Consider the following 26245-nt stretch of genomic DNA (forward strand, 5'->3'; position numbering starts at 1 on the left):
TGGTTTCTGGTTAATAGTATAAATAAAAATCCCGATTGAGCATAAGCTTAATCGGGATTCTTTTGTTAGAATAATAAAGTATTTTAATCTTCTACTTCGGTAATTGGTTTTTTATTCTTTTTCATTCGTAGGTCAAAGAACTCAACCATTAAGGAGAATGCTATTGAGAAATACAGGTAACCTTTTGGTATGGTGCCAACTTCGTTGCCAAATACTACCAAGTGACATAAATGTGCTGATTCTGCTATAAGCATAAAGCCAATCAGTATTAAGAATGATAGCCCAAGAATTTGTATGGAAGGGTGCCTGTTGACGAACTCACCCACGGGGTTGGCGAATAACATCATAATGACTACAGAGATGACTACTGCGACAATCATTAATACAAGTGCATCGTTTGGATTAGGTGATATTCCGTTGGTCATCCCTATTGCCGTTAGTATAGAGTCAAATGAAAACACAATGTTTATTACCGTTATTTGGAGTATAGCATTGGTTAATGATGTTGATCTAGCCTTTTTAACTTCACGTTCATCGTGACCTTTATCTTCAACTTTTTCATGAATTTCCTTGGTACTCTTGTAGAGTAGAAACAATCCACCCAAGAAAAGGATAATACCTTGTCCACTTATTCCACCAGTGATCCAGTTACTATCAAATACCCAAAATGGCTTTTTCATTGAAGTAAGTAGTGTTATACCGAATAATAATATTATACGCATAACCATTGCCAATACAAGACCTATGTTGGTTGCTTTTTTTCGTTGTGCTGGGTCTAGTTTTCCTGCGGCTATGGAAATGAAAATAATATTATCTATTCCTAAAACAATTTCAAGAAACGTTAAGGTGAGTAGTGCAATCCAGGCATCTGGATTAGTGAAAATTTCGAACATGGTTAGTTGGTTTTAATTGCGGTTCCGGTTTTTACTATTAATTTTTTATTGGGATCTTTTACAGCACTTTTGTATTGGAATGTGTATGAAGAATCTGTAGTACTGATAATTTTGTAATGTATAGCTGTCTTGCTATTGATATCTTGTAAGACGAATTCGCAATCGTTGAACCAGCGTACGGTGGCGCTGTCTATTTTGTTCTCATAGTAGTCCACGCTATAATCTTCTGTTCTAATAAATTTGCCTTCTTTTAAAGTGTCATTTATTTCATAATTAAATTTAAAAGTGCCTGTTTTATACTTTTCACAATCACGTTCAGGTTCATAACACGAGCCTAATATTAAACATAATACAAGGGTCGAAAATATACTTTTTATCATGCTGCAAAATAATGAAAATAGGGGTGATGTAATTAAAAATTTAGAGAATACTTCGTCATTTGCTTATAATCAAATTTCAGAATATGTCTTAAATGTACCATCTGTAAAAAATATAACAATGCGATCAACCTTCTTATCGGTCGTTACTTTTTGTAGTGGTTCTTTGGGTGTGTTATGTGTTACATTATTTCTTTGCGTAGATTTTGGGTATGTGCCTTTACCGTAAAGAAGCCATTGTAAATCTACCTCAGGAAAAGCATCGTCTACTTTCAAAATAAACTCCAAGCTTGGTTTGTTTCTTCCGTTTAATAAATGAGAAATGCTGGATCGTTGCACATTAATTAAATCTGCAAATGCAGCAGAAGAAAGCTCTTTGTGCGCTAAAATCGCCTTTAATCTAGTAAGGAAAGAAGTGGGGTCTAACATGTTTACAAAGTTAATACATTATGCAATTTAGAATTGTTAATATAGATTGTTATCATTCAATAAGTAGAATTAATCAATAAAGTTTGACTTCATATATTTTTAATTAACTAACTGAATATTAGTATTTAGTGTTTAAAAATATATTGTTTGTTAAAATTGTAAATTTTGTACTATTGTAAATTGGTTTTATAATATCATTGAATGTTTACAATTGTAAACAACACCTGTAGTATTTTTGTCTTTTATAAAAGTTGAATGATAATGAAGGAATTGAATTATAATGATATTTATGTCTCGGAAATTTCTGGACGATATATTAATTACGACCATTTAAATGAATTTATAAATGCACTGCCACCGGAATTTAAAATTAAAGAAGAAGGGAAATCTGTACGCAGTGAATCTATAAAAAGTATTGAGTTTGGAAATGGTTCTCATCGTATTTTAATGTGGTCACAAATGCACGGTAATGAATCTACCACTACCAAAGCTGCTATTGATTTATTGAACTATTTTAAAAAAGATTCTACACATATAAATGAAATTTTAAAAGCATGCACTATTAAAATAATACCCATTTTAAATCCGGATGGTGCTCGGGTCTATACCAGGGTCAATGCAAATAGAATTGATCTTAATAGGGATGCGCAAGATTTAACTCAACCTGAAAGCCGTGTTTTAAAAAGAGTGTATGAAAATTTTAAACCAGACTTTTGTTTTAATCTTCATGATCAACGTACTATTTTCAATGTAGGGGATACCAGCAAACCGGCCACCGTTTCATTTTTGGCTCCTGCTTTTGATGTAGAACGTAATAATTCTCCATCACGCGAAATAAGTATGCAATTAATTGCTGCAATGAATAGCACCTTGCAAGAAGAAATTCCTGGACAAGTAGGTAGGTATGATGACGGATTTAACGCTAATTGTGTTGGCGATGCCTTTCAAATGAAAAAAACACCTACTATACTGTTTGAGGCAGGTCATTATAGTAATGATTACAATAGGGATATAACCAGAGGTTATATCTTTAAAGTTTTATTAAAAGCTTTAGATACTATTGTTTATGATAAAATTCAAAAGTTTACGGTAAAACAATATGAAGCTATTCCAGAAAATGGTAAGCAATTTGTAGACATTTTAGTTCTTAATCCAGATTTTCACGTAAATAAATTGACCAAAAGCGGTATTGTTGCTATACAATATAAAGAAGTATTAAAAGATAAGAAATTGGAATTTGTGCCAGGTCTACACGTTTTTGAAAAAGAACCAACAGAGATTTTTGGTCATAAAACCTTGAATTGCAATGATGAAAAAGATATGGAATGGCTAAAAAGTAACGATTTGTTGAATCTACTTGTGTGATTTTTGTTATCTTATTTCTTTGAAATAGTGAAATTGTTTACGGTTTCATTAAAAAAAATGAAGTTTCAATGAATTTAATGTGATTATTTTTTATTTTTGGCAAAAATTGTACAACTATGGGTAAAGTCAAATTAGACGAAATAGACCACCAAATTCTGGATATGTTGATTGACAACACCAGAACTCCTTTTACTGATATTGCAAAGAAACTTCTTATATCTGCCGGAACGGTACATGTTAGAGTTAAGAAAATGGAAGAAGCAGGAATCATAAAAGGTTCTTCACTTACTTTAGATTATGTAAAGTTAGGTTATGCTTTTATAGCATACGTTGGTATTTTTCTTGAAAAAACACACCAAACTAAATTTGTATTGGAGCGTTTAAATCAAATACCTAATGTAACCATTGCACATATTACAACAGGGAAGTTTAATATTTTCTGTAAGATTAGAGCAAAGGATACTACACATGCTAAAAATATTATCTTTAAAATAGATGATATAGATGGTATTAGTAGAACAGAAACAATGATTTCATTAGAAGAAAGCTTCAACGATAAAAAACGTTTGATGCATACAATCTTTAATGAATTATAGATATAGGTTATTCAACTAACTTAAAAAAAGCCCGGTTATAATTATGATTGGGCTTTTTTAATTTGAAATATTTAAATTTTTAGAATGACGGTTAAGGATTTACAGGAAGACGAATTGCAATTTTTTTATAGTACTTATTTAAAAACTCTTGACGAGAAGGAAGATTTAAAATCTGCTTTATTAAAAGGGAGAAAAAGTTTTGAAGATTTAGTTCATGGATTAACCGATGAGCAATTTCTATTTAGCTATGGAGAAGGTAAATGGACTATTGCTGAAGTTTTAGTGCACCTAATTGACACTGAGCGCGTATTTCAATATAGGGCATTTAGAATATCTAGGAATGACAAAACACCTTTACCGGGTTTTGATCACAATATTTTTGTGGAAGAGAGCAAAGCAAATCAACGTACAAAAGAAGATATTTTAGCCGAATATCTTTCCGTTCGTGATACATCAATTAGTTTGTTTGACACAATGCTTGATGAAAATTTAAAAAGAGTAGGGACTGCGAGTGGTATTCCTTGGTCAGTTGCTGCTTTAGGCTTGGTAATAAGCGGTCATCAACAGCACCATGAAAATATACTGCAAGAACGTTATTTCAATTAATCTAGCTCTTCTTCGCTCTCTGTTTCAAAATTAAGATAAAGTGCTTTGGTCATATCTTCAGATTGCATTACTTCCTCTGGAGTTTTAGATTCTAGTTCTTTTTCTATGTTTTCTTCAAAATTGGCAATGAAGTTAGAAAGGCTTTTACTTATTTTAACCAGATACAAGGTGTCTTCTGTTTTAATTTCAACAGCTTCAACATAATCGCCTTTAATATTCTTGAAAGAGATGATGTCTTCATCACCATATCCATAAGGATAAGTTTCTATTAAAAGGGCTGCTAATTGGTGGTCTAATTTACGGTAATCAATAAGGCGTCGTGTCATAACTATTTTATTTATAGAAGGTTGTATTTATCTATAACTAAGCTAGTCATTATACTTACATCTCTCTTTGTAGAGTTGTGAAAGTGCTATTTTTGGTATGTGAAGTTTTTAAACTTTGTAGTATGCGAATGCCTCGGCGAATAATTCTACGGGAATTTCAACATCAATTATGGGCTCGCCAATAGTTTTTAAGAGTACAAAATTTACTTTTCCGTGAGAATTTTTCTTGTCATATTTCATTAACTTTAAAATATTTTCAAAATCATCATCAGAAAATTCAACTTTTTCGTACTTATCTAAAAAAGTCGTTTTGATATCATTTAATGATTGTTCTGATAGTCCTAAAAGTTTGTGTGAAAGATATCCTTCTAAAATCATACCTACAGCAATAGCCTCTCCATGTAATAACATTTCCTTTGATTCGTTCTCTAGGAAATAAGATTCTATAGCATGACCTAGGGTATGACCGTAGTTTAAAATCTTGCGTATATTTTGTTCCGTAGGGTCTTGCAGTACTACCTCATTCTTTATTTGGATAGAAGTAAGAATATGCATCTTCATATCCTCTAAGTTATTTGCTTCTTTGAGTGCTTCCCAGTAGCTGTTACTTTGAATAAGACCATGTTTTAGCATCTCTGCAAAACCACTAATAACTTGCCTATTTTCTAGCGTATCTAGAAAATCAGGAATGACTAGTACCATTACCGGTTGATTTATAACACCTATTTGGTTTTTTAAAGCGCCTAGATCTATTCCGGTTTTACCGCCAACAGAGGCATCTACCATAGATAATAGGGTAGTGGGTACGTTAATGAAGTCTATGCCCCTTTTAAAGGTTGAAGCAATAAAGCCTCCCATATCCGTTAATACTCCGCCACCTAAATTGATCATAACGCTTTTTCGGTCAGCTCCTAATTCTGATAAGGCTTCCCATACACCAACACATGTTTCAATGTTTTTATTAATCTCGCCCGATTCTATTTCAATAATTTCAAATTGATAATCCCCATTGATCTCTGCCATAAAATTTGGTAAACAAAGCTCGTGGGTGTTCTCATCAACCAGAATAAAAACTATAGAATATTTTTTATCGGCTAAATGAGCATTTAAAGCTTTAAAAGCTTCCTCGTTAAAATGTACTGCGTAAGAATCTGAAATTATAGAATCCATTGAAAATATGGCTTTTTGTGTTTGCAATTCTACCGCAAAATAAAGGTTATTTTTAGTCTTAGGATTATAAATTCTGTGATTATATTTGATCGTTATTGAAATTATAAAGAATGGACCAAATTTTTGAAAATACTGCAACTGCATTTGCCTTAAAAACCGATTCGGAATTAGAAAGAGCATACTTTCTTTTTAAAATGATTTCCAATGAACCGTTAGTGAAAATGGGTTCGGTAATTACAAACTTCGCATTTAAAGCCCATTTGCCGGTTGAAAGTTTAATAAGAGCTACAGTTTTTGACCACTTCTGTGGTGGGGTAAACGAACGTGATTGTTTACCTGTGGTAGACCGCATGTGGGAGAAAGGAGTATGTTCTGTACTCGATTATTCTGTTGAAGGTAAGGAAGAGGAAGATCCTTTTGATGCGGCTACTGAAATTATTTTGACAATTTTAGATTTCGTGAAAGAAAAAGAAGCAATACCGTATGCCGTTTTTAAACCAACGGGTTTTGGTCGTTTTGCGCTTTATCAAAAAATAAGCGAAAAGAAAAAGCTTACCTCGTCTGAAGAGGCGGAATGGCAACGTGTGGTGAATAGATTTGATAAGGTATGTAAGAAAGCGCATGATTTAGAAGTTTCTCTTTTGATCGATGGAGAAGAAAGTTGGATGCAAGATGCGGCAGATGATTTAGCCGAGGACATGATGCGTAAGTATAACAAAAAGAAGCGTATTGTTTTTAATACTTTACAGACTTACAGATGGGACCGCTTACCTTATTTAAAGTCATTGCATGAACGTGCCGTTAAAGATGGCTTTTTGGTAGGTATGAAAGTGGTGCGCGGTGCTTATATGGAAAAGGAAAATGACCGTGCGAAGGAAAAAGGGTATGCTTCTCCAATATGTAAAACCAAAGCAGAGACTGACGATAATTTCAATGCTACTATTGAATACATGATTAGTCATTTAGATACGCTTTCCATATTTGCCGGCACACATAATGAAGAAAGTTGTTACCGTTTAATGCAATTGATGGAAGACAACGGGGTTGATAAGAATAACACCCATATTTGGTTTGGCCAGCTTTATGGTATGAGTGATCATATCTCTTATAACTTAGCGGCTAATGGGTATAATGTTGCTAAATATTTGCCATTTGGTCCTGTGCGTGATGTTATGCCGTATTTAATTAGAAGGGCAGATGAAAATACATCTGTTGCCGGACAAACAAGTAGAGAGTTGTCTTTATTAAAAAAAGAAAGAAAGCGTAGAAAAATGTAAAAAGATTTTATTCTCTTTCTACTTTCTGTATTGTAGCTTTTTCTCTGCAATTTCTAACAGTAAATATATAATCACGTTCCTTGTATTCAGACTCTACAACGTAAGTTTTACAGGGAACGGATTTTGTATCACTTTTACTAAAATCAACATCTCCTTCGGTTAATATATAAGTAACGCCTATAGAATCTAATTCAAACTCTTTAAGTTTTTGTGTAGCTTCATCACTGTAGTACATTGATTTAGATCTAATATCTTTTAATGTTCTACAATCTGGTAGGTAACAGAAATATACTCCCGTTTCTTGAGATTTCTTTTTCAGAAAAAAAGTTAGAAACACAATACCAATTGATAAGCCAACTAAGAAAAAACCTAACCTTTTAATAAAATCCATATTCATGCTTCAATACTTTTAAGAGCGCAAAATTATGCCTTTTAAAATGGATAGGAAAAGGAATGTCTTTTGTATTCTAAAAAATAAGGAAATTTATGTCACTGTATTGTAAATCGAACCATTCGCCTACCGACTTGTTGGTTAAAATGCCATGGTACATATAAAGTCCGTTACGAAGACCTTTGTCAAAGCGAAGGGAATTTTCTAATCCGCCATCTTCTCCTATTTTTAGTAGGTATGGCGTAAAGATATTGCTAATGCTTACCGATGCAGTTTTTGGATATCTAGACGGAATGTTTGGCACACCATAATGTATAACATCAAATTTCTTTCTAGTGGGCTTGTTGTGGTCGGTTATTTCACTGGTTTCAAAACATCCACCTGTATCAATACTTACATCAATAATGACAGCACCTTTTTTCATGTGCTCTACCATAGTACTGGTCACAACAACGGGCGATCGATCTTTCCCTCTAGTTGCTCCAATTGCTACGTCGCAACGTTTTAAGGCTTTTAATAGGTTTTTGGGTTGAATGGTAGATGTGTAAACTGTTTGTTTTAAGTTGGTCTGTATATTTCTAAGCTTGGTTATGGAGTTGTCAAAAACTTTGACATTTGCTCCAATTCCTATAGCTGATCGAGCTGCGAACTCACCAACTGTTCCCGCGCCTATAATGACAACTTCCACAGGTGGTACACCGCTAATATTACCAAACATGAGCCCGTTACCATTGTTATTAGCAGCCATTAATTCTGCTGCAATTAGAACTGAAGAAATACCGGCAATTTCACTAAGTGATCTTACTGCAGGGTATTTACCTTCTTCATCTCTAATATATTCAAATGCAATGGCAGTAATTCGTTTTCTTGCTAATTCTTCAAAATATTCCTTATACTGTGTCTTAATCTGAAGTGCAGATATAATTGTTGTCTGCGGGTTTATATATTCTATTTCAGTTAGGGTAGGAGGCTCAACTTTTAGAATTAATGGGCAAGCGAAAACTTTTTTGGTGTCTCTAGTAATTTCTCCGCCTGCAGTAACATAATCTGCATCAGAGTAATGTGCAGCTTCACCAGCACCAGATTCTATTAAAACACGATGACCGTTAGCGGTAATAGCATTTACGGCATCTGGAGTAAGACAAATTCTTTTTTCTTGGTATTGATTTTCCTTTGGAATACCTATAAATAATTCTCCTTTTTGACGCAAAACCTCTAAGGTTTCCTCTTGTGGAATTAATTGGTGCTTACTAAAAGGTGAAGTGGGTTGGTTCATAACTTAATAATGAGTTGTTCAAATCAATGACCTGAATCTCAAATGTACAATTTTTAAAGAAATGAATGATTTGTACTTTTTTAAAGATATTGAATAGTTACGATTTCAGCTGTAGCCAACCTTGAATGCGATTTTGAACATTCTTAAAAATGTTCTCTAAGTTTCCTGTTGATAATTTTTCGTTTATATCTTCTGTTATTGTAGGGATCTCAACAGTTTGATCATTTGTAGGGTTGTTGCTTGTGTCATTAGTATTATGAATCCCCTTTGTCTTTAATTCTTCTAATTCAGCTTCCATTGCCTCCAGGTCTATACCATGAACGTGTTTATCATATAGTTTAATGCGTATAAAATAAACAAAAGGAATAGTTATCATACAAACAGGAATCAACCACCATATATTATCTGTGTCAATCATATTATCTGAATCATAAAACACTTCAAAAAATTGAAATGCATACATAGCAATTGGTATAAGAATGATATGATACCACCAGTTTCTAGAGGTCAAAAACCAAAAAATCATTAAATAAAGTGGAACAATTTTAGACGTTAAATACCATAGGTAAGTCAAAGTGTCTGGAAAACCATTGTTTCCTAAAGTTAAACCAAGAATTATAGCATCACCGTTTTCATCATATGGCAAGTAGTCATATACCTTGTATAGAAAAGGTGAAATTGCTATAAAGAAAACTAGAAGAGTTTCTAAAAAAATCTTCTTTTTAGCTTTTGTCTTTTTTACTTTACTAATCATTATACATAATAGCGTTACTATATGTTAACGACATAAAGTATTTATTATTATATACAGAAAAGGGAGCAATATAATTGCTCCCTTTTCCAAACTAAAATTAGTTGTAATTAAATTCTTTTAGTCAATTTTCTCTTATCAACATTTAAATCTTGATTATCAATATCAATAATCGGTGCAGTCATAGCTAAAAGAAATACGCCTAACGCGATTGATGCTAAGAATGTTTTTTTGTTTTTCATTTTCAAGGGGTTTTTGGTTATACTAAATATTTAGTTCTCCTACAAACGTAAGAAAAAATATACAACTAAATACCCTTTTGTCGTTAAAATTATGTACTTAAACCGATTTTTTGAACATTTTATCGAATTCTTCGTTTTTCATCGAAAAAATGCAATAAATCTTTACTTAGAACGATGTGCGAATTACTAATTCAGAACAATCATTAAACTTCATGAATTGCCGTAGGTTTTATTTTAAGATAATTAACTTTCTAGTAGTTTCATCTAAAATTTCAATTTTTATGTTCTGAACATCATTGGGTATTAAGCTTGGTATTTTTTCTGGCCATTCCATAAATATCCATCCGCCGGAGGCTAAATAATCATCTAGTCCCATGTCCATAGCTTCTTCCTCATCTTCCAACCGATAAAAATCGAAATGGTAACCTAATAGCTCACCAGACTCCAATGCGTATTCATTAACCAAACCAAATGTAGGGCTGCTTACATTATCGCTACTACCTAATTCTTTTATGAGTGTTTTAATTAATGTTGTTTTTCCTGCACCCATGGGGGCATAAAAAGCAAGGGTCTTGCTACTGGCGTGTTTAATAATCTGCTTAGCAATATTCTTTAATTCACCTTCTTGATAAATGAATTCCATAATCTGTAATTTATTTTGGTTCCAAAACTACAAAAGGTATGATCATTTCTTCGAGTGAAACGCCGCCATGTTGGTAAGTGTTCCGGTAATAACTAACATAGTGGTTGTAGTTATTTGGGTAAGCGAAAAACAAATCGTTCTTGGCAAAGATGTAAGAGCTGCTCATATTTATACTCGGCAAATGAATAGATTTTGGGTCTTTTGCGGCAAGGACATCATTCTTTTCGTAGGTAAGGCTTCTGCCTGTTTTATAGCGTAAGTTTAAACTTGTGTCTCTGTCGCCTACCACTTTAGAAGGGGATTTTACATTTATAGTTCCATGATCCGTTGTGATAATCAGTTTCATTCCCAAAGTTTGGGCTTGCTGTATGATTTCTAACATTGGCGAATTCTTAAACCAACTGGTAGTCAGCGATCTGTAAGATTTATCATTTGACGCCAACTCTTTAATTACTTCCATTTCTGTTTTTGAATGAGAAAGCATATCAACAAAATTGTATACAATTACGGTTAGGTCATTGTCTTTTTGTGCTTTGTAATTTTGGCTAAGATGCTTCCCTTGCTTTAAGCTACTAATCTTGTGATATTCCCATTTTAAATCTAAGCCCAATCTTTTAAGCTGTTCTCCTAGAAACTTATCTTCAAATAAGTTTTTGCCTCCTTCGTCGGTATCGTTTTTCCACCATTCTGGATATTTTTTTTCCATAGCAAGCGGAGTAAGCCCTGAAAATATTGCATTTCTTGCATATTGGGTAGCTGTTGGGAGTATGCTATAATATGAATCTTCCTTTTTCTTTTTGTAAAAGGTGTTGACCGTATCTTCAAAAGCATACCATTGATCATAACGTAAATTGTCTACTACTATCAACAATGTCTTTTGGTCTTTAATTTCTGGCGCAATCCATTCCTTAAATAGGGTATGAGACATTACAGGTGCATCAATATCTGTAAACCAATCTTCATAATTTCGATCTACAAACTTGCCGAATTGTTGATTTGCTTCGGTCTTTTGAGATTCTAGTATCTCGAACATTCCGCTGTCCTCAATTTCTTCTAACTGTAATTCCCAGTAAATCAGTTTTTTATATAAATCTACCCACTCTTGGTAAGTGCTTACCATAGAAAGGTCCATTGCAATTTTTCTAAATTCTTGCTGATAATTACTTGTGGTCTTTTCAGAAACCAATCTTGAGTGGTCTAAATTCTTTTTTAGGGAAAGTAATATCTGATTAGGATTTACTGGTTTTATTAGGTAATCCGCAATTTTAGAGCCAATGGCTTCTTCCATTATAGATTCTTCTTCACTCTTGGTAATCATGACCACAGGCAAAGAGTTATCTATAATTTTAATTTCCGAAAGTGTTTCAAGTCCAGAAATACCGGGCATGTTTTCGTCCAAAAAAACGATATCCACTCTTGTTTCCGCTAGCTCCTCTATGGCTTCTTGACCGCTTTGACAGGTGATTACGCTGTAATTTTTAGATTCTAAAAAGATGATATGGGGCTTGAGTAAATCGATTTCATCATCTACCCACAATATTTTTATTTTGTTCATTGAATTATTATTTGACGATAATCAAATTCTATGCTAATGCTTTTGTATAACTTTGAAATGTTAATCTCAGAAAAGACGACATTATCTTGAAGACATCAAACAAATTGAAAATCTTTAATGATCCAATTTACGGATTTATTAGAATTCCCAATGCGCTCATTTTCGACCTCATTGCAGATCCTTACTTTCAAAGGCTTCGTAGAATCTCACAGATGGGCTTATCCTATTTGGTTTATCCAGGGGCGCACCATACTAGGTTTCATCATGCGCTAGGTTGTATGTATTTAATGCAAAAGTCTATTCAAGTGCTTCGTTTTAAAGGAGTTGAGATTACAGAAACAGAAGAAGAAGGACTTCTGTGTGCTATTCTTTTACATGATATAGGACATGGACCTTTTTCCCATGCCATGGAGCATAGTATCGTTGAAGGTGTAAGTCATGAATTTATTTCACTGCAATTCATGCATGAGCTAAATGAACGATTTAACGGAAGTTTAACGGAAGCCATCTCCATTTTTACCGGTAATCATTCAAAAAAGTTTTTAAATCAGTTGGTGTCTAGTCAGTTAGATATGGATCGATTAGACTATTTGAAAAGAGATAGTTTTTACACCGGTGTTGCTGAAGGGAATACAAATGCAGAACGATTAATTACCATGTTAAATGTAGTCGATGGTAATTTGGTAATTGAGGAAAAAGGAATTTATTCCGTAGAGAAATTTCTAATGGCACGTCGCTTTATGTATTGGCAGGTTTATCTTCATAAAACCGCTGTCGTTGCAGAGCGGTTACTGATCAGTATTTTAAAGAGAGCTCGTTTCTTAATAGAAAAAGGTGAAACTTTAAATTCTAGTGATGCGCTACATTTTTTTCTGACGAACCATATCGATATTAATAATTTTGATAACGAAACCTTGGCAAAGTTTGCAAAGCTTGATGATATAGATATTCTTTCTGCGTTAAAGGAATGGCAATATTCAGAGGATTTTGTTCTTGCTTCTTTGTGTGAAATGATTATCAACAGAAAACTTCTTCATATTAAGGTAAAAAAAGAGCCTATTGCTGAAAGTAAGTTTTTAATGCATTTAAATAAGGTAAAAACTCAGTATAATCTCACAGATGAAGACGCTTCTTATTTTGTCTTTAAAGGCGAGCTTAAAAATAAAGCTTATGATAGGCAACATCAGACTATCAACATTTTAAGGAAAAACGGAAAGATTACGGATGTTGCGAAATTATCTGACCACCTTAATTTAAATGCACTTTCAAAAACGGTAACCAAATATTATATGTGTTATCCTAAAGAAGGGGTTTAACAATTTTTCTTACTTTTACGCTCATGAAATTTACAGCAGGTCAGATTGCAGGTATCTTAGAAGGAGAAGTGCATGGAAATCCAGAAATAGCCGTACATAAACTTGCTAAAATAGAGGAAGGTGAAGAAGGTTCCCTTACTTTTTTAGCTAATCCGAAGTATACTTCATTCATTTACAAGACAAAAGCATCAGTTACTATAGTAAATAAGAGTTTTGTTCCAGAACAAGACTTAGATACTACCTTAATTAAAGTAGAAGATGCCTATAAGTCGTTTTCTAAGTTGTTGGAATATTATAATCAGGTTAAAAACAATAAAGTAGGTATTGAAGAACCTGTTTTTAAATCAGATACCGCTACATATGGTGCTGATGTATATATTGGTGCTTTCGCTTATTTAGGGAATAATGTTTCTTTAGGTGATAATGTAAAAATTTATCCTAATGTTTATATAGGTGATAATGTAAAAATTGGAGACAATGTTATCATTTTTGCAGGAGCCAAAGTATATTCAGAAACCATTATCGGAAATAATTGTGTGGTAAATAGCGGGTCAGTGCTTGGTGCGGACGGATTTGGTTTTGCTCCCAATGAGCAAGGAGAGTTCGCTAAGGTTCCACAGACCGGTAATGTTATTCTTGAAGATAATGTAGATATTGGTGCGGGTACTACTATAGATAGGGCTACTTTAGGTTCTACCATCTTAAGAAAAGGAGTAAAGCTAGATAATCAAATACAAATAGCGCATAACGTTGAAATTGGCGAGCATACCGTTATTGCCGCTCAAACCGGAATAGCAGGTTCCACTAAGATAGGCAAGCATTGCATGATCGGTGGGCAAGTGGGTATCGTTGGTCATATTGTTATTGGCGATAATGTGAAAATACAAGCACAATCGGGTATAGGTAGAAATGTGAAGGATAATGAAGTGCTGCAAGGTTCGCCCGCGTTGAATTACGGTGATTATAATAAATCATATGTTCATTTTAAGAATTTACCAAGAATAATAAGTAGAATCGACACCTTAGAAAAGAAAGATTGACGATGAGCACAACAACTATTAAACAAAGAACAATAGGTAAGGAAGTAAGTCTTACGGGAGTAGGTTTACATACTGGAAGTGATGTTACCATAAAATTCGTTCCTGCGGATAAAAACCATGGCTATGCCTTTAAAAGGGTAGATCTTGAAGGTGCCCCGGTAATACCGGCAGATGCCACTTTGGTGAACAATACACAAAGAGGAACAAATCTTGAGAAGAACGGAGTAAAGATTCAAACTTCAGAGCATGTTTTGGCTGCTTTGGTAGGTTTGGAAATAGACAATGTTTTAATTGAATTGAATGCCGCTGAACCGCCGATAATGGATGGTTCTTCTAAATTTTTCGTAGAAGCTTTAGAAAAAGCCGGTATTGTAGAACAAGAAGCATTTCGTGAAGAGTATGTAGTCAAAGAAGTAATTTCTTATAGAGATGAGAAAACAGGTAGTGAAATAACCATTATTCCTTCAGATACTTACCAAGTTACTACTATGGTAGATTTTGGTACAAAGGTTTTAGGTACTCAAAATGCTACTTTAGAGAAACTTTCTGATTTTAAAGCTGAAATTGCTGACGCTCGTACATTTAGCTTTTTACACGAATTGGAGGCGTTATTGGAAAACGGACTTATTAAAGGTGGTGATTTAAATAATGCCATTGTATATGTTGATAAGGAGATTTCTGAGGAAACCATGAAAAAGCTGGAGAAGGCTTTTAATAAAAAGAAGCTTTCTGTAAAGGCAAACGGTATTTTAGATAATTTAACTTTACACCAGCCTAATGAAGCTGCACGCCATAAATTATTAGATGTTATTGGTGATTTGGCATTGGCAGGTACTAGAATTAGAGGTAAGGTAATTGCTAACAAACCAGGTCATTTTGTAAATACCCAGTTTGCTAAGAAAATTGCACAGATCATTAAATTAGAGAAGCGTAATAACGTGCCTAAATACGATCTTAGTTTACCTCCATTAATGGATATTCATAAAATTATGGATATGCTGCCACATAGACCTCCATTTTTATTGATCGATCGTATTTTGGAGCTTTCAGATTCTCATGTTGTGGGAATGAAGAATGTTACCATGAACGAACCTTTCTTTGTAGGTCACTTTCCTGGAGCTCCGGTAATGCCAGGAGTTTTGCAAGTTGAGGCAATGGCACAAACTGGCGGAATTTTAGTGTTGAGCACGGTTCCGGATCCTGAAAATTATTTGACCCTTTTCATGAAAATCGATAAGGTGAAATTTAAAAGACAAGTACTACCTGGAGATACTTTAATTTTCCATTGTAGTTTAATTACCCCAATAAGAAGGGGAATATGCCATATGCAGGCTTATGCCTATGCCAATGATAAATTGGTTAGTGAAGCGGAAATGATGGCTCAAATTGTAAAAAGAACATAGAATGAATCAACCTTTAGCCTATATACATCCGGGAGCTAAGATTGCTAAAAACGTAGTAGTTGAACCATTTACAACTATTCATAACAATGTTATTATTGGCGATGGCACTTGGATCGGGTCTAATGTGACAATAATGGAAGGTGCTCGCATTGGTAAAAATTGTAATATTTTTCCAGGCGCAGTAATATCCGCATCTCCACAAGATTTGAAATACGATGGTGAGGATACTACTGTTGTAATCGGTGATAATACGACTATTAGAGAGTGCGCTACTATACATAAAGGTACATCTGATCGTATGAAAACCGTTATTGGTAAAAACTGCCTTATTATGGCGTATTGCCATGTTGCCCATGACTGTTTAGTTGGTGATAATTGTATTTTTTCGAATAATTCAACTTTAGCCGGTCACGTAACCATAGGTGATAATGTTATTCTTGCAGGTTTGGTTGCAGTACATCAATTTGTATCTGTTGGTCAACATGCTTTTGTAACAGGTGGTTCTTTGGTCAGAAAAGATGTGCCTCCTTACGTAAAAGCGGCAAGAGAACCGTTATCTTATGTAGGTATCAATTCTGTCGGATTAAGACGTAGAGGATTCATTTCCGATAAGATTAGAGAAATACAGAATATCTATAGAATTCTTTACCAAAAGAATTATAACAACACGCAAGCAGTTCAAATTATAGAAGCTGAAATGGAGGCTACTCCAGAACGCGATGAAATATTACAATTTATACGCGATTCTCAACGCGGTATCATGAAGGGATATTTCAGCAATAATTAAATTATTTTTAAAACTTAAGTTAACAATATTAATACTCATTACGAATGGCATCTACATCAGATATACGAAAAGGACTATGCATTAGATATAACAATGATATCTACAAAATAATTGAATTTTTACACGTAAAACCGGGTAAAGGTCCTGCTTTTGTTCGTACAAAATTAAAAAGTGTTACCTCTGGTAAAGTATTGGACAATACTTTTTCTGCAGGTCATAAAATTGAAGATGTTCGTGTAGAAACACGTTCTTATCAATACTTGTATCCTGAAGGAGAAACATATCACTTCATGAATACAGATGATTATAATCAAATTACATTGCAAGAGAGCTCTCTTGATGCACCGGGTCTTTTGAAAGAAGGAGAAGTGGTTAAGATTATGTTCAATACTGAAGATAGTATGCCTTTATCTGTTGATATGCCGGCAAGTGTAATTTTAGAAATTACTTATACAGAACCTGGTGTTAAAGGTAATACGGCAACCAATGCTACTAAACCTGCAACTGTAGAAACTGGAGCAGAGGTAAATGTTCCTTTATTTATAAACGAAGGTGATAAGGTTAAAATAGATACTGCTACCGGTTCTTATATGGAACGTGTTAAGGAGTAGGGGTATTTTTTATAATTCACTAATTAGACATAAGACAGTCAATTGAAATTCCCGACTACTTTTTCGTTAAAACAAATCGCAGATATTATATCTAGCGATTATGTTGGACAAGATGATTTTCCTGTATTGGGAATGAACGAGATTCATGTTGTAGAATCTGGAGATATCGTATTTGTAGATCATCCAAAGTATTATGATAAGGCATTAGAGTCTAAGGCAACGGTTATCTTAATCAATAAAAATGTAGAATGCCCTAAGGGTAAAGCTTTATTAATTTCTGATGATCCGTTTAGGGATTTTAATAAATTGACGACTTTCTTTCAGCCTTTTGTACCTAGCAGTCAAACAATTGCTGCAACTGCAAAAATTGGTAAAGACACAGTGATTCAACCAAATACATTTATTGGGAATAATGTTGAAATAGGTGATAATTGCCTAATTCATTCAAATGTAACTATTTATGATAATTGTATTGTTGGTAATAATGTGACCATACATGCTGGTAGTGTTTTAGGTGCCGATGCATTTTATTATAAAAAGCGACCAGAGGGATTCGATAAATTAATTTCTGGAGGAAGGGTTGTCTTAAAAGACAATGTTGATATAGGTGCCCTTTGCACAATTGATAGAGGCGTTACAGGTGATACCACCATTGGTTTTGGAACAAAGTTGGATAATCAAGTTCATGTTGGTCATGATACCGTTATAGGAGAAAAGTGTTTAATAGCTTCACAAACGGGTATTGCTGGTTGTGTTATTATTGAAGATGAAGTTACCTTATGGGGTCAAGTAGGTACGAATAGCGGAATAACTATTGGTGCTAAAGCTGTAATAATGGGGCAGACAGGAGTTACAAAATCCGTGAAGGGTGGCAAGAGTTATTTTGGTACTCCTATAGAAGAATCTAGAGAAAAATTGAAACAATTGGCTTATTTGAAGCAAATTCCACAAATAATTAAAAAAATGGATAATAAATAAGTCCGTTAATGCTTTAAAATTCATTAACAACTTATATTTTTGTTCTAACAAAAAAATAAAACTACAGTAGTATGAGCGTATTAGTTAATAAAGATTCAAAAATAATCGTACAAGGTTTCACTGGTAGTGAAGGTACTTTCCATGCTGGACAGATGATTGAGTACGGTACTAATATCGTAGGTGGTGTTACTCCGGGTAAAGGAGGGCAAGAGCATTTAGGTAAACCGGTTTTTAATACGGTTGCTGAATCTGTTGAGAAAGTTGGTGCAGATACTACTATCATTTTTGTTCCGCCAGCATTTGCGGCAGATGCAATAATGGAGGCTGCCGAAGCTGGTATTAAAGTTATTATTACAATTACAGAAGGTATTCCTGTTGCTGATATGGTGAAGGTTGCCAACTATATTAAAAATAGAGATTGTCGTTTAATCGGTCCTAACTGTCCTGGTGTTATTACTCCGGGTGAAGCTAAAGTTGGTATTATGCCAGGTTTTGTTTTCAAAGAAGGTAATGTAGGTATCGTTTCTAAATCTGGTACATTGACTTACGAGGCTGCTGATCAAGTAGTACGTCAAGGTTTAGGTATTACAACTGCAATAGGTATTGGTGGTGATCCAATTATTGGAACAACTACCAAGGAAGCTGTTGAGCTTTTAATCAATGACCCTGCAACTGAATGTGTGGTTATGATTGGTGAAATTGGTGGACAATTAGAAGCGGATGCTGCACAATGGTACAAAGCTAGTGGAAGTAAAAAACCAGTTGTTGGTTTTATTGCTGGTGAAACTGCTCCTGCAGGTAGAACAATGGGTCACGCAGGTGCTATTGTTGGTGGTAGCGATGATACCGCTCAAGCTAAGAAGCAAATTATGAGAGATTGTGGTATTCACGTAGTAGATTCTCCTGCTGAAATTGGTTTGAAAGTAAAAGAAGTAATGGGTTAAGAACTCATATTTTTCATATAAAATCCCGTTTATAGCGGGATTTTTTTTAGCCTATAAATTAAACAAAAGGTATATTTGGTAAACTTCGGTTTTAAATAACGGACTTATGAAATTATTAGAAGATAAAAACGTCATCATAACAGGAGCAAGTAGAGGAATTGGTATGGGTATTGCCCAAGTATTTGCTGATCACGGTGCAAATGTTGCATTTACATATAGCTCAAGTGAAGCTCCGGCTTTAGAATTGGAAAAACAATTGACAGCAAAGGGGGTTAAAGCAAAGGCTTATAAAAGTAATGCTGCTAGTTTTCAAGAAGCTGAGGAATTGGTTGCTAAAGTTTTGGAAGATTTTGATGGAAGAATAGATGTATTGATCAATAATGCGGGTATTACAAAAGACAATCTTCTTATGCGTATGTCTGAAGCTGATTTTGATGCCGTAATCGATATTAATTTGAAGTCTGTTTTTAATATGACCAAGGCTGTACAAAGAACTTTATTGAAACAACGTAAAGGCTCTATCATTAATATGAGTAGTGTTGTAGGTGTAAAAGGTAATGCGGGTCAGACAAATTACGCGGCTTCTAAAGCAGGTATGATCGGATTTACAAAATCTGTAGCTTTGGAATTAGGTTCTAGAAATATTAGATGTAACGCCATTGCACCAGGATTTATTGAAACTGAAATGACAGATAAGCTTGATGAAAAGACTGTTCAAGGATGGAGAGATGGTATTCCATTAAAAAGAGGTGGGACTACTGAAGATATCGCAAATGCTTGTCTATACTTTGCATCAGATTTGTCTAGCTATGTTACTGGTCAAGTATTGAATGTTGATGGTGGTATGTTAACCTAAGTCAACATAGATTTTCTATGGAACAAGAGTATATTGTTCCTTTTTTAAGTTCAACTTTATAACATACATGGAGAGTATAACGGTATTGTATATTATTCTTGCTACGATAGTAGCGCTGGGTATCGTTGTTTTTCAGTACATATATAAGCAGAAGGCTAAAAGCAATATTCACTGGCTTTTAGCCTTTTTGCGTTTTGTTGGTGTTTTCGGACTGCTATTACTTCTTATTAATCCTAAGTTTTCGCAAAAATCATATACATTAGAAAAACCTAATTTGGTTATTCTAGCTGATAATTCCACTTCTATTTCTGAGAGCGAAAATGATTTACGACGTTTAATTTCTGAATTAAAAGATGCTGAAGAAGTTACCGACAGATTTAAAATTACATCCTATAAATTTGGGTCTAAGTTAGATATTCTTGATCGTCTTTCGTTTACTGATAAGAATACTAATATTTCCAAATCACTTTTGGCTTTAAAAGATATTTATGCTCGTGAGCAAACTGTAACTATATTACTATCAGACGGTAACCAAACCGTTGGTGAGGATTATAGTTATTTAAAAGCAGATCAAAATAATACTATTTATGCTATGGTCTTAGGGGATACCACCAAGTATAAAGATATTTCGGTCGGTCCCATTCTAACAAATAAATATGCATTTCTAAAAAACAAATTTCCTTTAGAATCATACATTTCATACCAAGGGAATACGCCAGTATCGGCAACTGTATCGGTAAAAATGAATGACAAAGTTGTGCATAAAGAAAACCTAAGATTAGACGCTCAGGCTAATTTTAAAACGATTAACATTGAAGTCGATGCTAACTCCGTTGGAATAAAAAATCTAATTGTTGAAGTAACTAAATTACCAGAAGAGCGAAATATTGAAAATAACCGTAGAAGTACAAGTATTGAGGTTATAGATGAAAAAACTAAGATTGCCTTAATATCCGATATTGTACATCCAGACTTGGGTGCGCTTAAAAAGGCAATTGAAAGTAATGAACAGCGAGAAGTAACTATTTTTAAATCAAGCACACCAAACAGTTCTTTAGAAGAAATTGACTTATTTATATTTTATCAACCAACCATTAGGTTCAAAAATTTATTCGCATTTGCTAAAAGTAAGAATGCTAACACATTTATTATTACGGGTACGCAAACAGATTATTCATTTTTGAATAGCAGCAATGTTGGCTTTGAAATAGAAAATGGGTATCCTGAACAAGAAGTGTTCGGGTTGCTAAATAATGGTTTTACCAAATACGATATCTCTAAGTTTAACCTTACTGATTTTCCTCCGTTAGTAAGTGATGCCGGTCCTATTTTGATAACTACGCCCTATGAAACTTTGTTAGGTACTCAAATTAAAGGACTTGATGTGCAACAACCACTAATGGGCGTTATGGAGCAAAATGCTGGGAAACAGGCATTTTTAATAGGGGAAAACCTATGGAAATGGAGAATGCAAACATATAGGAATGCAAATGATTTTGTCAATTTCGATGAATTTATCGGGAACTTAATTCGCTACTTAAGCAGTTCTAAAAATAAGACGAGATTGAATGTCGATTATGAAAAAGTATATGAAGGTAGTAGCAATACAGTAATTACTGCGACTTATTTTGATGAGGCATTTCTATTTGATCCAAACGCAAAAGTTATTATTAAAGTAACTAATACATCAACCAAAAACGTTCAAACGAACCCAATGGTTTTAAAGAACGGATATTTTGAAGCTGACCTTTCTAACTTAATTGCAGGTTCTTATGAATTTGTTGTTTCCGTAGAAAAAGAAGCGAAGTCAGTGTCGGGTAGATTTGTCATTTCTGAGTTTGAAATGGAAAATCAATTCGTTTCTAGCGATAATGAAAAAATGGAGAAACTGGCAGTGATTACAGGTGGTAAGTTGTTTTATCCTTTTCAGATAAATGGGCTACTGCAAGACTTGAAAGAAAATGATGCGTACGTGCCAACAGAGAAAAGCACTGAAATTATCGTATCTTTGATTGATTTTAAACTGCTATTAGGGCTTATAGTTTTTGCCTTTGCAGCAGAATGGTTTATCAGAAAATATAACGGATTAATTTAAATAAACACTAATGGATAAGTTACCTAAGATTGCGTTGCCCGCAATATTTATTTTTATTGTAGTAGTAATTGCAATTTCAAAATCAACAGTTACAATAGACTCCGGTCAAGCAGGAGTCTTGTATAAAACTTTTGGTGATGGTGTGGTTACAGATGAGCCGCCAATGGGAGAAGGGTTTCATATTGTTGCTCCCTGGAACAAGGTTTTTATATATGAAGTAAGACAACAAGAAGTATTAGAAAAAATGAATGTTCTTTCTAGTAACGGACTGGATATTAAATTAGAAGCTTCAGCTTGGTTTGAACCAATTAGAAATGATTTAGGTAAACTACACCAAGAAAAGGGTGAAGATTATGTACAGCGTGTTTTATTGCCTACAATTAGATCGGCTGCGCGTTCCGTAGTTGGTCGTTATACGCCAGAGCAATTATATTCTAGTAAAAGAGATGCTATTCAGCAAGAAATATTTGATGAAACTCAGAAAATTGTTGAGCGTGAGTATATTCAATTGAATGAGATTTTGGTTAGAGATGTTACTTTACCGCCAACTATTAAGGATGCTATTGAAAGAAAATTGAAGCAAGAGCAAGAGTCTTTAGAATATGAGTTCCGTTTGGTTACCGCTAAAAAAGAAGCTGAAAAAGTAACTATTGAAGCCCAAGGTAAGGCAGATGCGAACAGAATTTTAAGTGCCTCATTAACTGATAAAATTCTTCAAGATAAAGGTATTGATGCAACATTAAAATTGTCTGAATCCCCTAATTCTAAAGTGATTGTAGTAGGTGGCGGCGAATCTGGTCTTCCTTTAATTTTAGGGAATAACTAAAACACGGACTTAATTATTTTTGTTTCATTTTAAACTTTTGTTTTGTGAAATGAAAAATACCTTTTACTTTTACAGTATAATGAAAAATAGAACTACACATCATCATTTCCATATTCACGCTCAGGCGAGGTAGGAATGTATTGTAGTAGAACAACATATTTTAAAAACCCGTTTGAGCAATCAAACGGGTTTTGTATTTAAATCTCTTTTGGTTGCCAAGCATTAAATAAAGAAAATGACTAAAATTAGAATTGCTATTCAGAAATCGGGAAGACTAAATGAGGAATCCCTTCAAATTTTAAAAGATTGCGGTATTTCCATAGATAACGGAAAGGATCAATTAAAAGCATCATCTAGAAATTTCCCTATCGAAGTATTTTATTTAAGAAACGGAGATATACCTCAGTATCTAAGAGATGGAGTAGTAGATATTGCCATTATTGGAGAAAACGTCTTAATTGAAAAAGGTGAAGATATTTCTATTGCCGAAAGACTTGGATTTTCTAAATGTAAAGTGTCATTGGCAGTGCCAAAATCAGTAAAGTATAATTCTGTTCAAGATTTTGAAGGAAAACGTATTGCAACATCTTATCCGAATACAGTACTTAATTATTTGAAAGAGAAAGGGGTTAAGGCAGATTTACATATTATTAACGGTTCTGTTGAGATTGCACCAAATATCGGACTTGCAGATGCTATTTGCGATATTGTTTCTAGTGGTAGCACCTTGTTTAAAAATAACCTGAAAGAGGTAGAAGTAATGCTTACTAGTGAAGCTGTACTTGCTGTTTCTCCAAAAATTTCTTCTGAGCGAAAGGAATTGCTTGAAAAATTACAATTTAGAATTCAATCGGTATTACGTGCCAGAGGTTCTAAATATGTATTGCTGAATGCACCTAACGATAAGTTAGATGAAATTATTAAACTATTACCGGGTATGCGTAGCCCTACAGTATTGCCTTTAGCCGATGAAGGTTGGAGCTCAGTACATACTGTTATCAATAAAGATAAGTTTTGGGAAGTAATAGACGAATTAAAGAAAGCCGGTGCAGAAGGTATTCTGGTTTGCCCAATTGAGAAAATGGTATTGTAATTAAGCTTTTAGCTAGTTAAAGAAATGAATAAAATATATAATCCAGAGAGAGCAGATTGGAAAGAAGTCTTAAGGAGACCTACCCAAACCGTTGCCGATATTGAAGGATTGGTGGATGGTATTTTCAAAGAGGTTGCCAGTAATGGTGATGAAACATTAAAGAAATATACGGCGCAATTCGATAAGGTAAGCTTAGATAATCTATTGGTTTCAGAAGCTGAAGTTGAAGAAGCTAAAACGCTAGTTTCTGAGGAATTAAAAGCTGCTATTCAATTGGCGAAATCTAATATTGAAGTTTTTCATACTGCCCAAAAAACAGATAGGGTTAAAATAGAAACTGCTACGGGAGTTTCTTGCTGGCAGGAAAAAAGACCTATTCAAAAGGTGGGACTTTATATTCCTGGTGGAACGGCTCCTTTGTTTTCTACAATTTTAATGTTAGCTGTACCTGCTGCAATTGCAGGCTGCTCAGAAATAGTTTTGTGTTCACCACCGGATAAAGAAGGGAAATTGAATCCGGCTATTTTATATACGGCAGATTTATGCGGGGTTACTAAAATTGTTAAGGTTGGTGGCATACAAGCTATTGCGGGAATGACTTTCGGTACGGACACTATACCACAGGTATATAAAATATTTGGACCAGGAAATCAATATGTAACCGTTGCAAAGCAAATTGCAACAAAACACGGTGTTGCTATAGATATGCCTGCAGGTCCGTCAGAACTTCTTGTGGTGGCTGATGATTCTGCAAACGCTGCATTCGTTGCTTCTGACTTGTTGAGTCAGGCTGAACACGGTGTAGATAGCCAGGTTATTCTGGTATCTACCTCTAAAGAAATGATAGATGCTGTGGAGAAAGAAGTGGCTGTGCAATTAGAAGATTTACCACGTAAAGAAATAGCGAAACAATCAATTGACAATAGTAAACTTATATATGTTGATAATGATCAAGATGCTATTGATTTGATTAATGAATATGGACCGGAACACTACATTGTTTGCGTAGAAAATGAAGATTTTTATATTGACAATACTCAAAATGCAGGTTCAGTATTTATAGGTAATTATACACCGGAAAGTGCTGGAGATTATGCTTCAGGAACTAATCACACGTTACCAACTAACGGTTATGCCAAACAGTATAGCGGTGTTAACTTAGATAGTTTTATGAAAAGCATGACTTTTCAAAAAATTACAAAAGAAGGCATTCAAACTATTGGTAATGCTATAGAGCTGATGGCAGAAGCAGAAGGACTAGAAGCTCATAAAAATGCAGTTACTTTAAGATTAAATAGTTTAAAATAATGTCATTTCAGCTACGCTCAATGACCAACACCATATTGAACTGATGAGTTTCAATTTAGATAAAATAACAAGAGAAAACGTAAAAGGTTTAAGTCCTTATTCCTCCGCACGTGACGAATATGTTTCAGATGGTTCCACAATGGTTTTCTTGGATGCGAATGAGAATCCGTTTGAGAATGGAGTCAATAGATACCCTGATCCTCAACAGCGAGGTCTAAAGGCTATTTTAGCGGAACAGAAAGGTATTAAAGAAGAAAATATTCTTTTAGGAAATGGTAGCGATGAAGTCTTAGATTTATTGTTCAGGGCTTTCTGTGAGCCTAAGCAAGATAATATTATCACCTTGCCGCCAACATACGGAATGTATAAGGTACTTTCTGGTATTAATATGGTTGAGAATAAAGAGGTCTTATTGACACATGATTTTCAGCCTAACGTTGAGGAGATATTAAAGACGATTGATAGCAATACCAAACTATTGTTTATATGTTCTCCAAACAATCCTACTGGAAATAGTTTCTCCACAAAAAAAATAGAAGAGCTATTGAATTCATTTAATGGACTAGTAGTCATTGATGAAGCCTATATTGACTTTTCATCAGAAGAAAGTTGGACTTCTAAACTATCTGAATTTCCAAATCTAATCATTACACAGACTTTGTCAAAAGCTTATGGTATGGCTGGTATACGATTGGGTATCTGTATAGCATCGGCAGAAATTATTGCTGTAGTCAATAAAATTAAACCTCCCTATAATGTAAATCAACTTACGCAAGAGAAAGCAACCTTGCGTGTGTTGGATAGAGATGCTGTAAAGAACGAGGTGAGTCAAATTTTAACGGAAAGGGCAAAATTAGAAGAGGCATTAAAAACAGTTTCTTTTGTTGAAAAGATATATCCAACAGATGCTAATTTTATCTTGGCAAAAGTAGATGATGCCTCACTTAGATATGATCAATTATTGGAAAAAGGGGTCGTGGTAAGAAATAGAACGACCCAACCATTATGTAAGAATACACTTCGGTTTACTGTAGGTAGTGCTGTAGAGAATAAAACACTTGCTAAGGCGTTAAAATTGATATAACCTTTAA

General features: G+C 34.1%; 28 protein-coding genes. 17 read left to right on the plus strand and 11 right to left on the minus strand.

What is annotated here, in order from left to right; genetic code table 11:
* Window positions 1–83: 83 nt before the first annotated feature.
* The 3 genes from UH1x_RS18230 to UH1x_RS18240 form a co-directional block, all read right to left on the minus strand.
* Window positions 84–893 (minus strand): TerC family protein, encoded by an 810-nt coding sequence (locus tag UH1x_RS18230; RefSeq protein ID WP_482623370.1) that lies wholly within the window; start codon window positions 891–893, stop codon window positions 84–86.
* Between the two features lie 2 nt (window positions 894–895).
* The gene (locus UH1x_RS18235) at window positions 896–1273 is read right to left on the minus strand and encodes a hypothetical protein (RefSeq protein WP_482623371.1); all 378 of its coding nucleotides are present in this window, start codon (window positions 1271–1273) and stop codon (window positions 896–898) included.
* Window positions 1274–1342: 69 nt separating this feature from the next.
* Window positions 1343–1699, minus strand: coding sequence for a helix-turn-helix transcriptional regulator (locus tag UH1x_RS18240; RefSeq protein ID WP_482623372.1), 357 nt, complete (start codon window positions 1697–1699; stop codon window positions 1343–1345).
* A 261-nt stretch (window positions 1700–1960) separates the two neighbouring features.
* Between UH1x_RS18240 and UH1x_RS18245 the strand changes: the two genes are divergently transcribed.
* The 3 genes from UH1x_RS18245 to UH1x_RS18255 all read left to right on the plus strand — a co-directional run bounded on the left by UH1x_RS18245 (window position 1961) and on the right by UH1x_RS18255 (window position 4266).
* Window positions 1961–3064 carry a M14 family metallopeptidase gene (locus UH1x_RS18245; protein ID WP_482623373.1) on the plus strand — a complete coding sequence of 368 codons (1104 nt, stop codon included), beginning with the start codon at window positions 1961–1963 and terminating at the stop codon, window positions 3062–3064.
* A gap of 116 nt (window positions 3065–3180) precedes the next feature.
* Complete coding sequence (locus UH1x_RS18250; protein ID WP_027066901.1) at window positions 3181–3660, plus strand: Lrp/AsnC family transcriptional regulator; 480 nt, start codon at window positions 3181–3183, stop codon at window positions 3658–3660.
* A gap of 84 nt (window positions 3661–3744) precedes the next feature.
* Entirely contained in the window at window positions 3745–4266 is a 522-nt protein-coding gene (locus UH1x_RS18255; RefSeq protein WP_482623374.1) for a DinB family protein, read from the plus strand.
* Here the strand turns inward: UH1x_RS18255 and UH1x_RS18260 are convergent.
* Window positions 4263–4592 carry a hypothetical protein gene (locus UH1x_RS18260; protein ID WP_482623375.1) on the minus strand — a complete coding sequence of 110 codons (330 nt, stop codon included), beginning with the start codon at window positions 4590–4592 and terminating at the stop codon, window positions 4263–4265. The genes UH1x_RS18255 and UH1x_RS18260 overlap by 4 nt on opposite strands.
* A gap of 108 nt (window positions 4593–4700) precedes the next feature.
* Window positions 4701–5762, minus strand: a complete 1062-nt coding sequence (aroB, locus tag UH1x_RS18265; protein WP_482623376.1) for a 3-dehydroquinate synthase — start codon at window positions 5760–5762, stop codon at window positions 4701–4703.
* A gap of 110 nt (window positions 5763–5872) precedes the next feature.
* On the opposite strand from aroB, the gene UH1x_RS18270 reads away from it, so the two are divergent.
* Window positions 5873–7039, plus strand: coding sequence for a proline dehydrogenase family protein (locus UH1x_RS18270; RefSeq protein WP_482623377.1), 1167 nt, complete (start codon window positions 5873–5875; stop codon window positions 7037–7039).
* Between the two features lie 7 nt (window positions 7040–7046).
* On the opposite strand, the gene UH1x_RS18275 is transcribed toward UH1x_RS18270, so the two are convergent.
* The 6 genes from UH1x_RS18275 to porX all read right to left on the minus strand — a co-directional run bounded on the left by UH1x_RS18275 (window position 7047) and on the right by porX (window position 11897).
* Window positions 7047–7436, minus strand: coding sequence for a DUF4258 domain-containing protein (locus tag UH1x_RS18275; protein ID WP_482623378.1), 390 nt, complete (start codon window positions 7434–7436; stop codon window positions 7047–7049).
* 70 nt (window positions 7437–7506) lie between these two features.
* Window positions 7507–8706 carry an alanine dehydrogenase gene (locus tag UH1x_RS18280; protein WP_482623379.1) on the minus strand — a complete coding sequence of 400 codons (1200 nt, stop codon included), beginning with the start codon at window positions 8704–8706 and terminating at the stop codon, window positions 7507–7509.
* A 97-nt stretch (window positions 8707–8803) separates the two neighbouring features.
* Window positions 8804–9460: a hypothetical protein gene (locus tag UH1x_RS18285; RefSeq protein ID WP_482623380.1), complete on the minus strand. Its 657-nt coding sequence runs from the start codon at window positions 9458–9460 to the stop codon at window positions 8804–8806.
* 107 nt (window positions 9461–9567) lie between these two features.
* Window positions 9568–9699 (minus strand): hypothetical protein, encoded by a 132-nt coding sequence (locus UH1x_RS18290; protein ID WP_482623381.1) that lies wholly within the window; start codon window positions 9697–9699, stop codon window positions 9568–9570.
* A gap of 229 nt (window positions 9700–9928) precedes the next feature.
* Complete coding sequence (gene tsaE, locus UH1x_RS18295; protein WP_036154190.1) at window positions 9929–10342, minus strand: tRNA (adenosine(37)-N6)-threonylcarbamoyltransferase complex ATPase subunit type 1 TsaE; 414 nt, start codon at window positions 10340–10342, stop codon at window positions 9929–9931.
* Between the two features lie 10 nt (window positions 10343–10352).
* Window positions 10353–11897, minus strand: coding sequence for a T9SS response regulator signal transducer PorX (porX, locus tag UH1x_RS18300; protein WP_482623382.1), 1545 nt, complete (start codon window positions 11895–11897; stop codon window positions 10353–10355).
* 86 nt (window positions 11898–11983) lie between these two features.
* Between porX and UH1x_RS18305 the strand changes: the two genes are divergently transcribed.
* The 13 genes from UH1x_RS18305 to hisC all read left to right on the plus strand — a co-directional run bounded on the left by UH1x_RS18305 (window position 11984) and on the right by hisC (window position 26238).
* Window positions 11984–13213: an HD domain-containing protein gene (locus UH1x_RS18305; protein WP_482623383.1), complete on the plus strand. Its 1230-nt coding sequence runs from the start codon at window positions 11984–11986 to the stop codon at window positions 13211–13213.
* Between the two features lie 23 nt (window positions 13214–13236).
* On the plus strand, window positions 13237–14253 hold the full coding sequence (lpxD, locus tag UH1x_RS18310) for a UDP-3-O-(3-hydroxymyristoyl)glucosamine N-acyltransferase (protein ID WP_482623384.1): 1017 nt from the start codon (window positions 13237–13239) through the stop codon (window positions 14251–14253).
* 2 nt (window positions 14254–14255) lie between these two features.
* Window positions 14256–15656, plus strand: a complete 1401-nt coding sequence (locus UH1x_RS18315; protein WP_482623385.1) for a bifunctional UDP-3-O-[3-hydroxymyristoyl] N-acetylglucosamine deacetylase/3-hydroxyacyl-ACP dehydratase — start codon at window positions 14256–14258, stop codon at window positions 15654–15656.
* Window position 15657: 1 nt separating this feature from the next.
* On the plus strand, window positions 15658–16443 hold the full coding sequence (gene lpxA, locus UH1x_RS18320; RefSeq protein WP_036154201.1) for an acyl-ACP--UDP-N-acetylglucosamine O-acyltransferase: 786 nt from the start codon (window positions 15658–15660) through the stop codon (window positions 16441–16443).
* A gap of 44 nt (window positions 16444–16487) precedes the next feature.
* On the plus strand, window positions 16488–17054 hold the full coding sequence (efp, locus tag UH1x_RS18325) for an elongation factor P (RefSeq protein WP_405414960.1): 567 nt from the start codon (window positions 16488–16490) through the stop codon (window positions 17052–17054).
* A gap of 42 nt (window positions 17055–17096) precedes the next feature.
* Window positions 17097–18032 (plus strand): UDP-3-O-(3-hydroxymyristoyl)glucosamine N-acyltransferase, encoded by a 936-nt coding sequence (locus tag UH1x_RS18330; protein WP_482623386.1) that lies wholly within the window; start codon window positions 17097–17099, stop codon window positions 18030–18032.
* 71 nt (window positions 18033–18103) lie between these two features.
* Window positions 18104–18976, plus strand: a complete 873-nt coding sequence (gene sucD / locus UH1x_RS18335) for a succinate--CoA ligase subunit alpha (RefSeq protein WP_036154207.1) — start codon at window positions 18104–18106, stop codon at window positions 18974–18976.
* Between the two features lie 106 nt (window positions 18977–19082).
* Window positions 19083–19832 carry a 3-oxoacyl-[acyl-carrier-protein] reductase gene (gene fabG / locus UH1x_RS18340; RefSeq protein ID WP_036154209.1) on the plus strand — a complete coding sequence of 250 codons (750 nt, stop codon included), beginning with the start codon at window positions 19083–19085 and terminating at the stop codon, window positions 19830–19832.
* A gap of 67 nt (window positions 19833–19899) precedes the next feature.
* On the plus strand, window positions 19900–21927 hold the full coding sequence (locus tag UH1x_RS18345; RefSeq protein ID WP_482623387.1) for a VWA domain-containing protein: 2028 nt from the start codon (window positions 19900–19902) through the stop codon (window positions 21925–21927).
* A 10-nt stretch (window positions 21928–21937) separates the two neighbouring features.
* On the plus strand, window positions 21938–22753 hold the full coding sequence (locus UH1x_RS18350) for a prohibitin family protein (RefSeq protein ID WP_405414953.1): 816 nt from the start codon (window positions 21938–21940) through the stop codon (window positions 22751–22753).
* A gap of 235 nt (window positions 22754–22988) precedes the next feature.
* Window positions 22989–23846 carry an ATP phosphoribosyltransferase gene (hisG, locus tag UH1x_RS18355; protein ID WP_036154215.1) on the plus strand — a complete coding sequence of 286 codons (858 nt, stop codon included), beginning with the start codon at window positions 22989–22991 and terminating at the stop codon, window positions 23844–23846.
* A 24-nt stretch (window positions 23847–23870) separates the two neighbouring features.
* Window positions 23871–25154, plus strand: coding sequence for a histidinol dehydrogenase (hisD, locus tag UH1x_RS18360; RefSeq protein ID WP_482623388.1), 1284 nt, complete (start codon window positions 23871–23873; stop codon window positions 25152–25154).
* Window positions 25155–25197: 43 nt separating this feature from the next.
* Window positions 25198–26238 (plus strand): histidinol-phosphate transaminase, encoded by a 1041-nt coding sequence (gene hisC, locus UH1x_RS18365; RefSeq protein WP_482623389.1) that lies wholly within the window; start codon window positions 25198–25200, stop codon window positions 26236–26238.
* Window positions 26239–26245 lie beyond the last annotated feature (7 nt).

This window comes from Maribacter sp. UH1 (assembly GCF_056839145.1).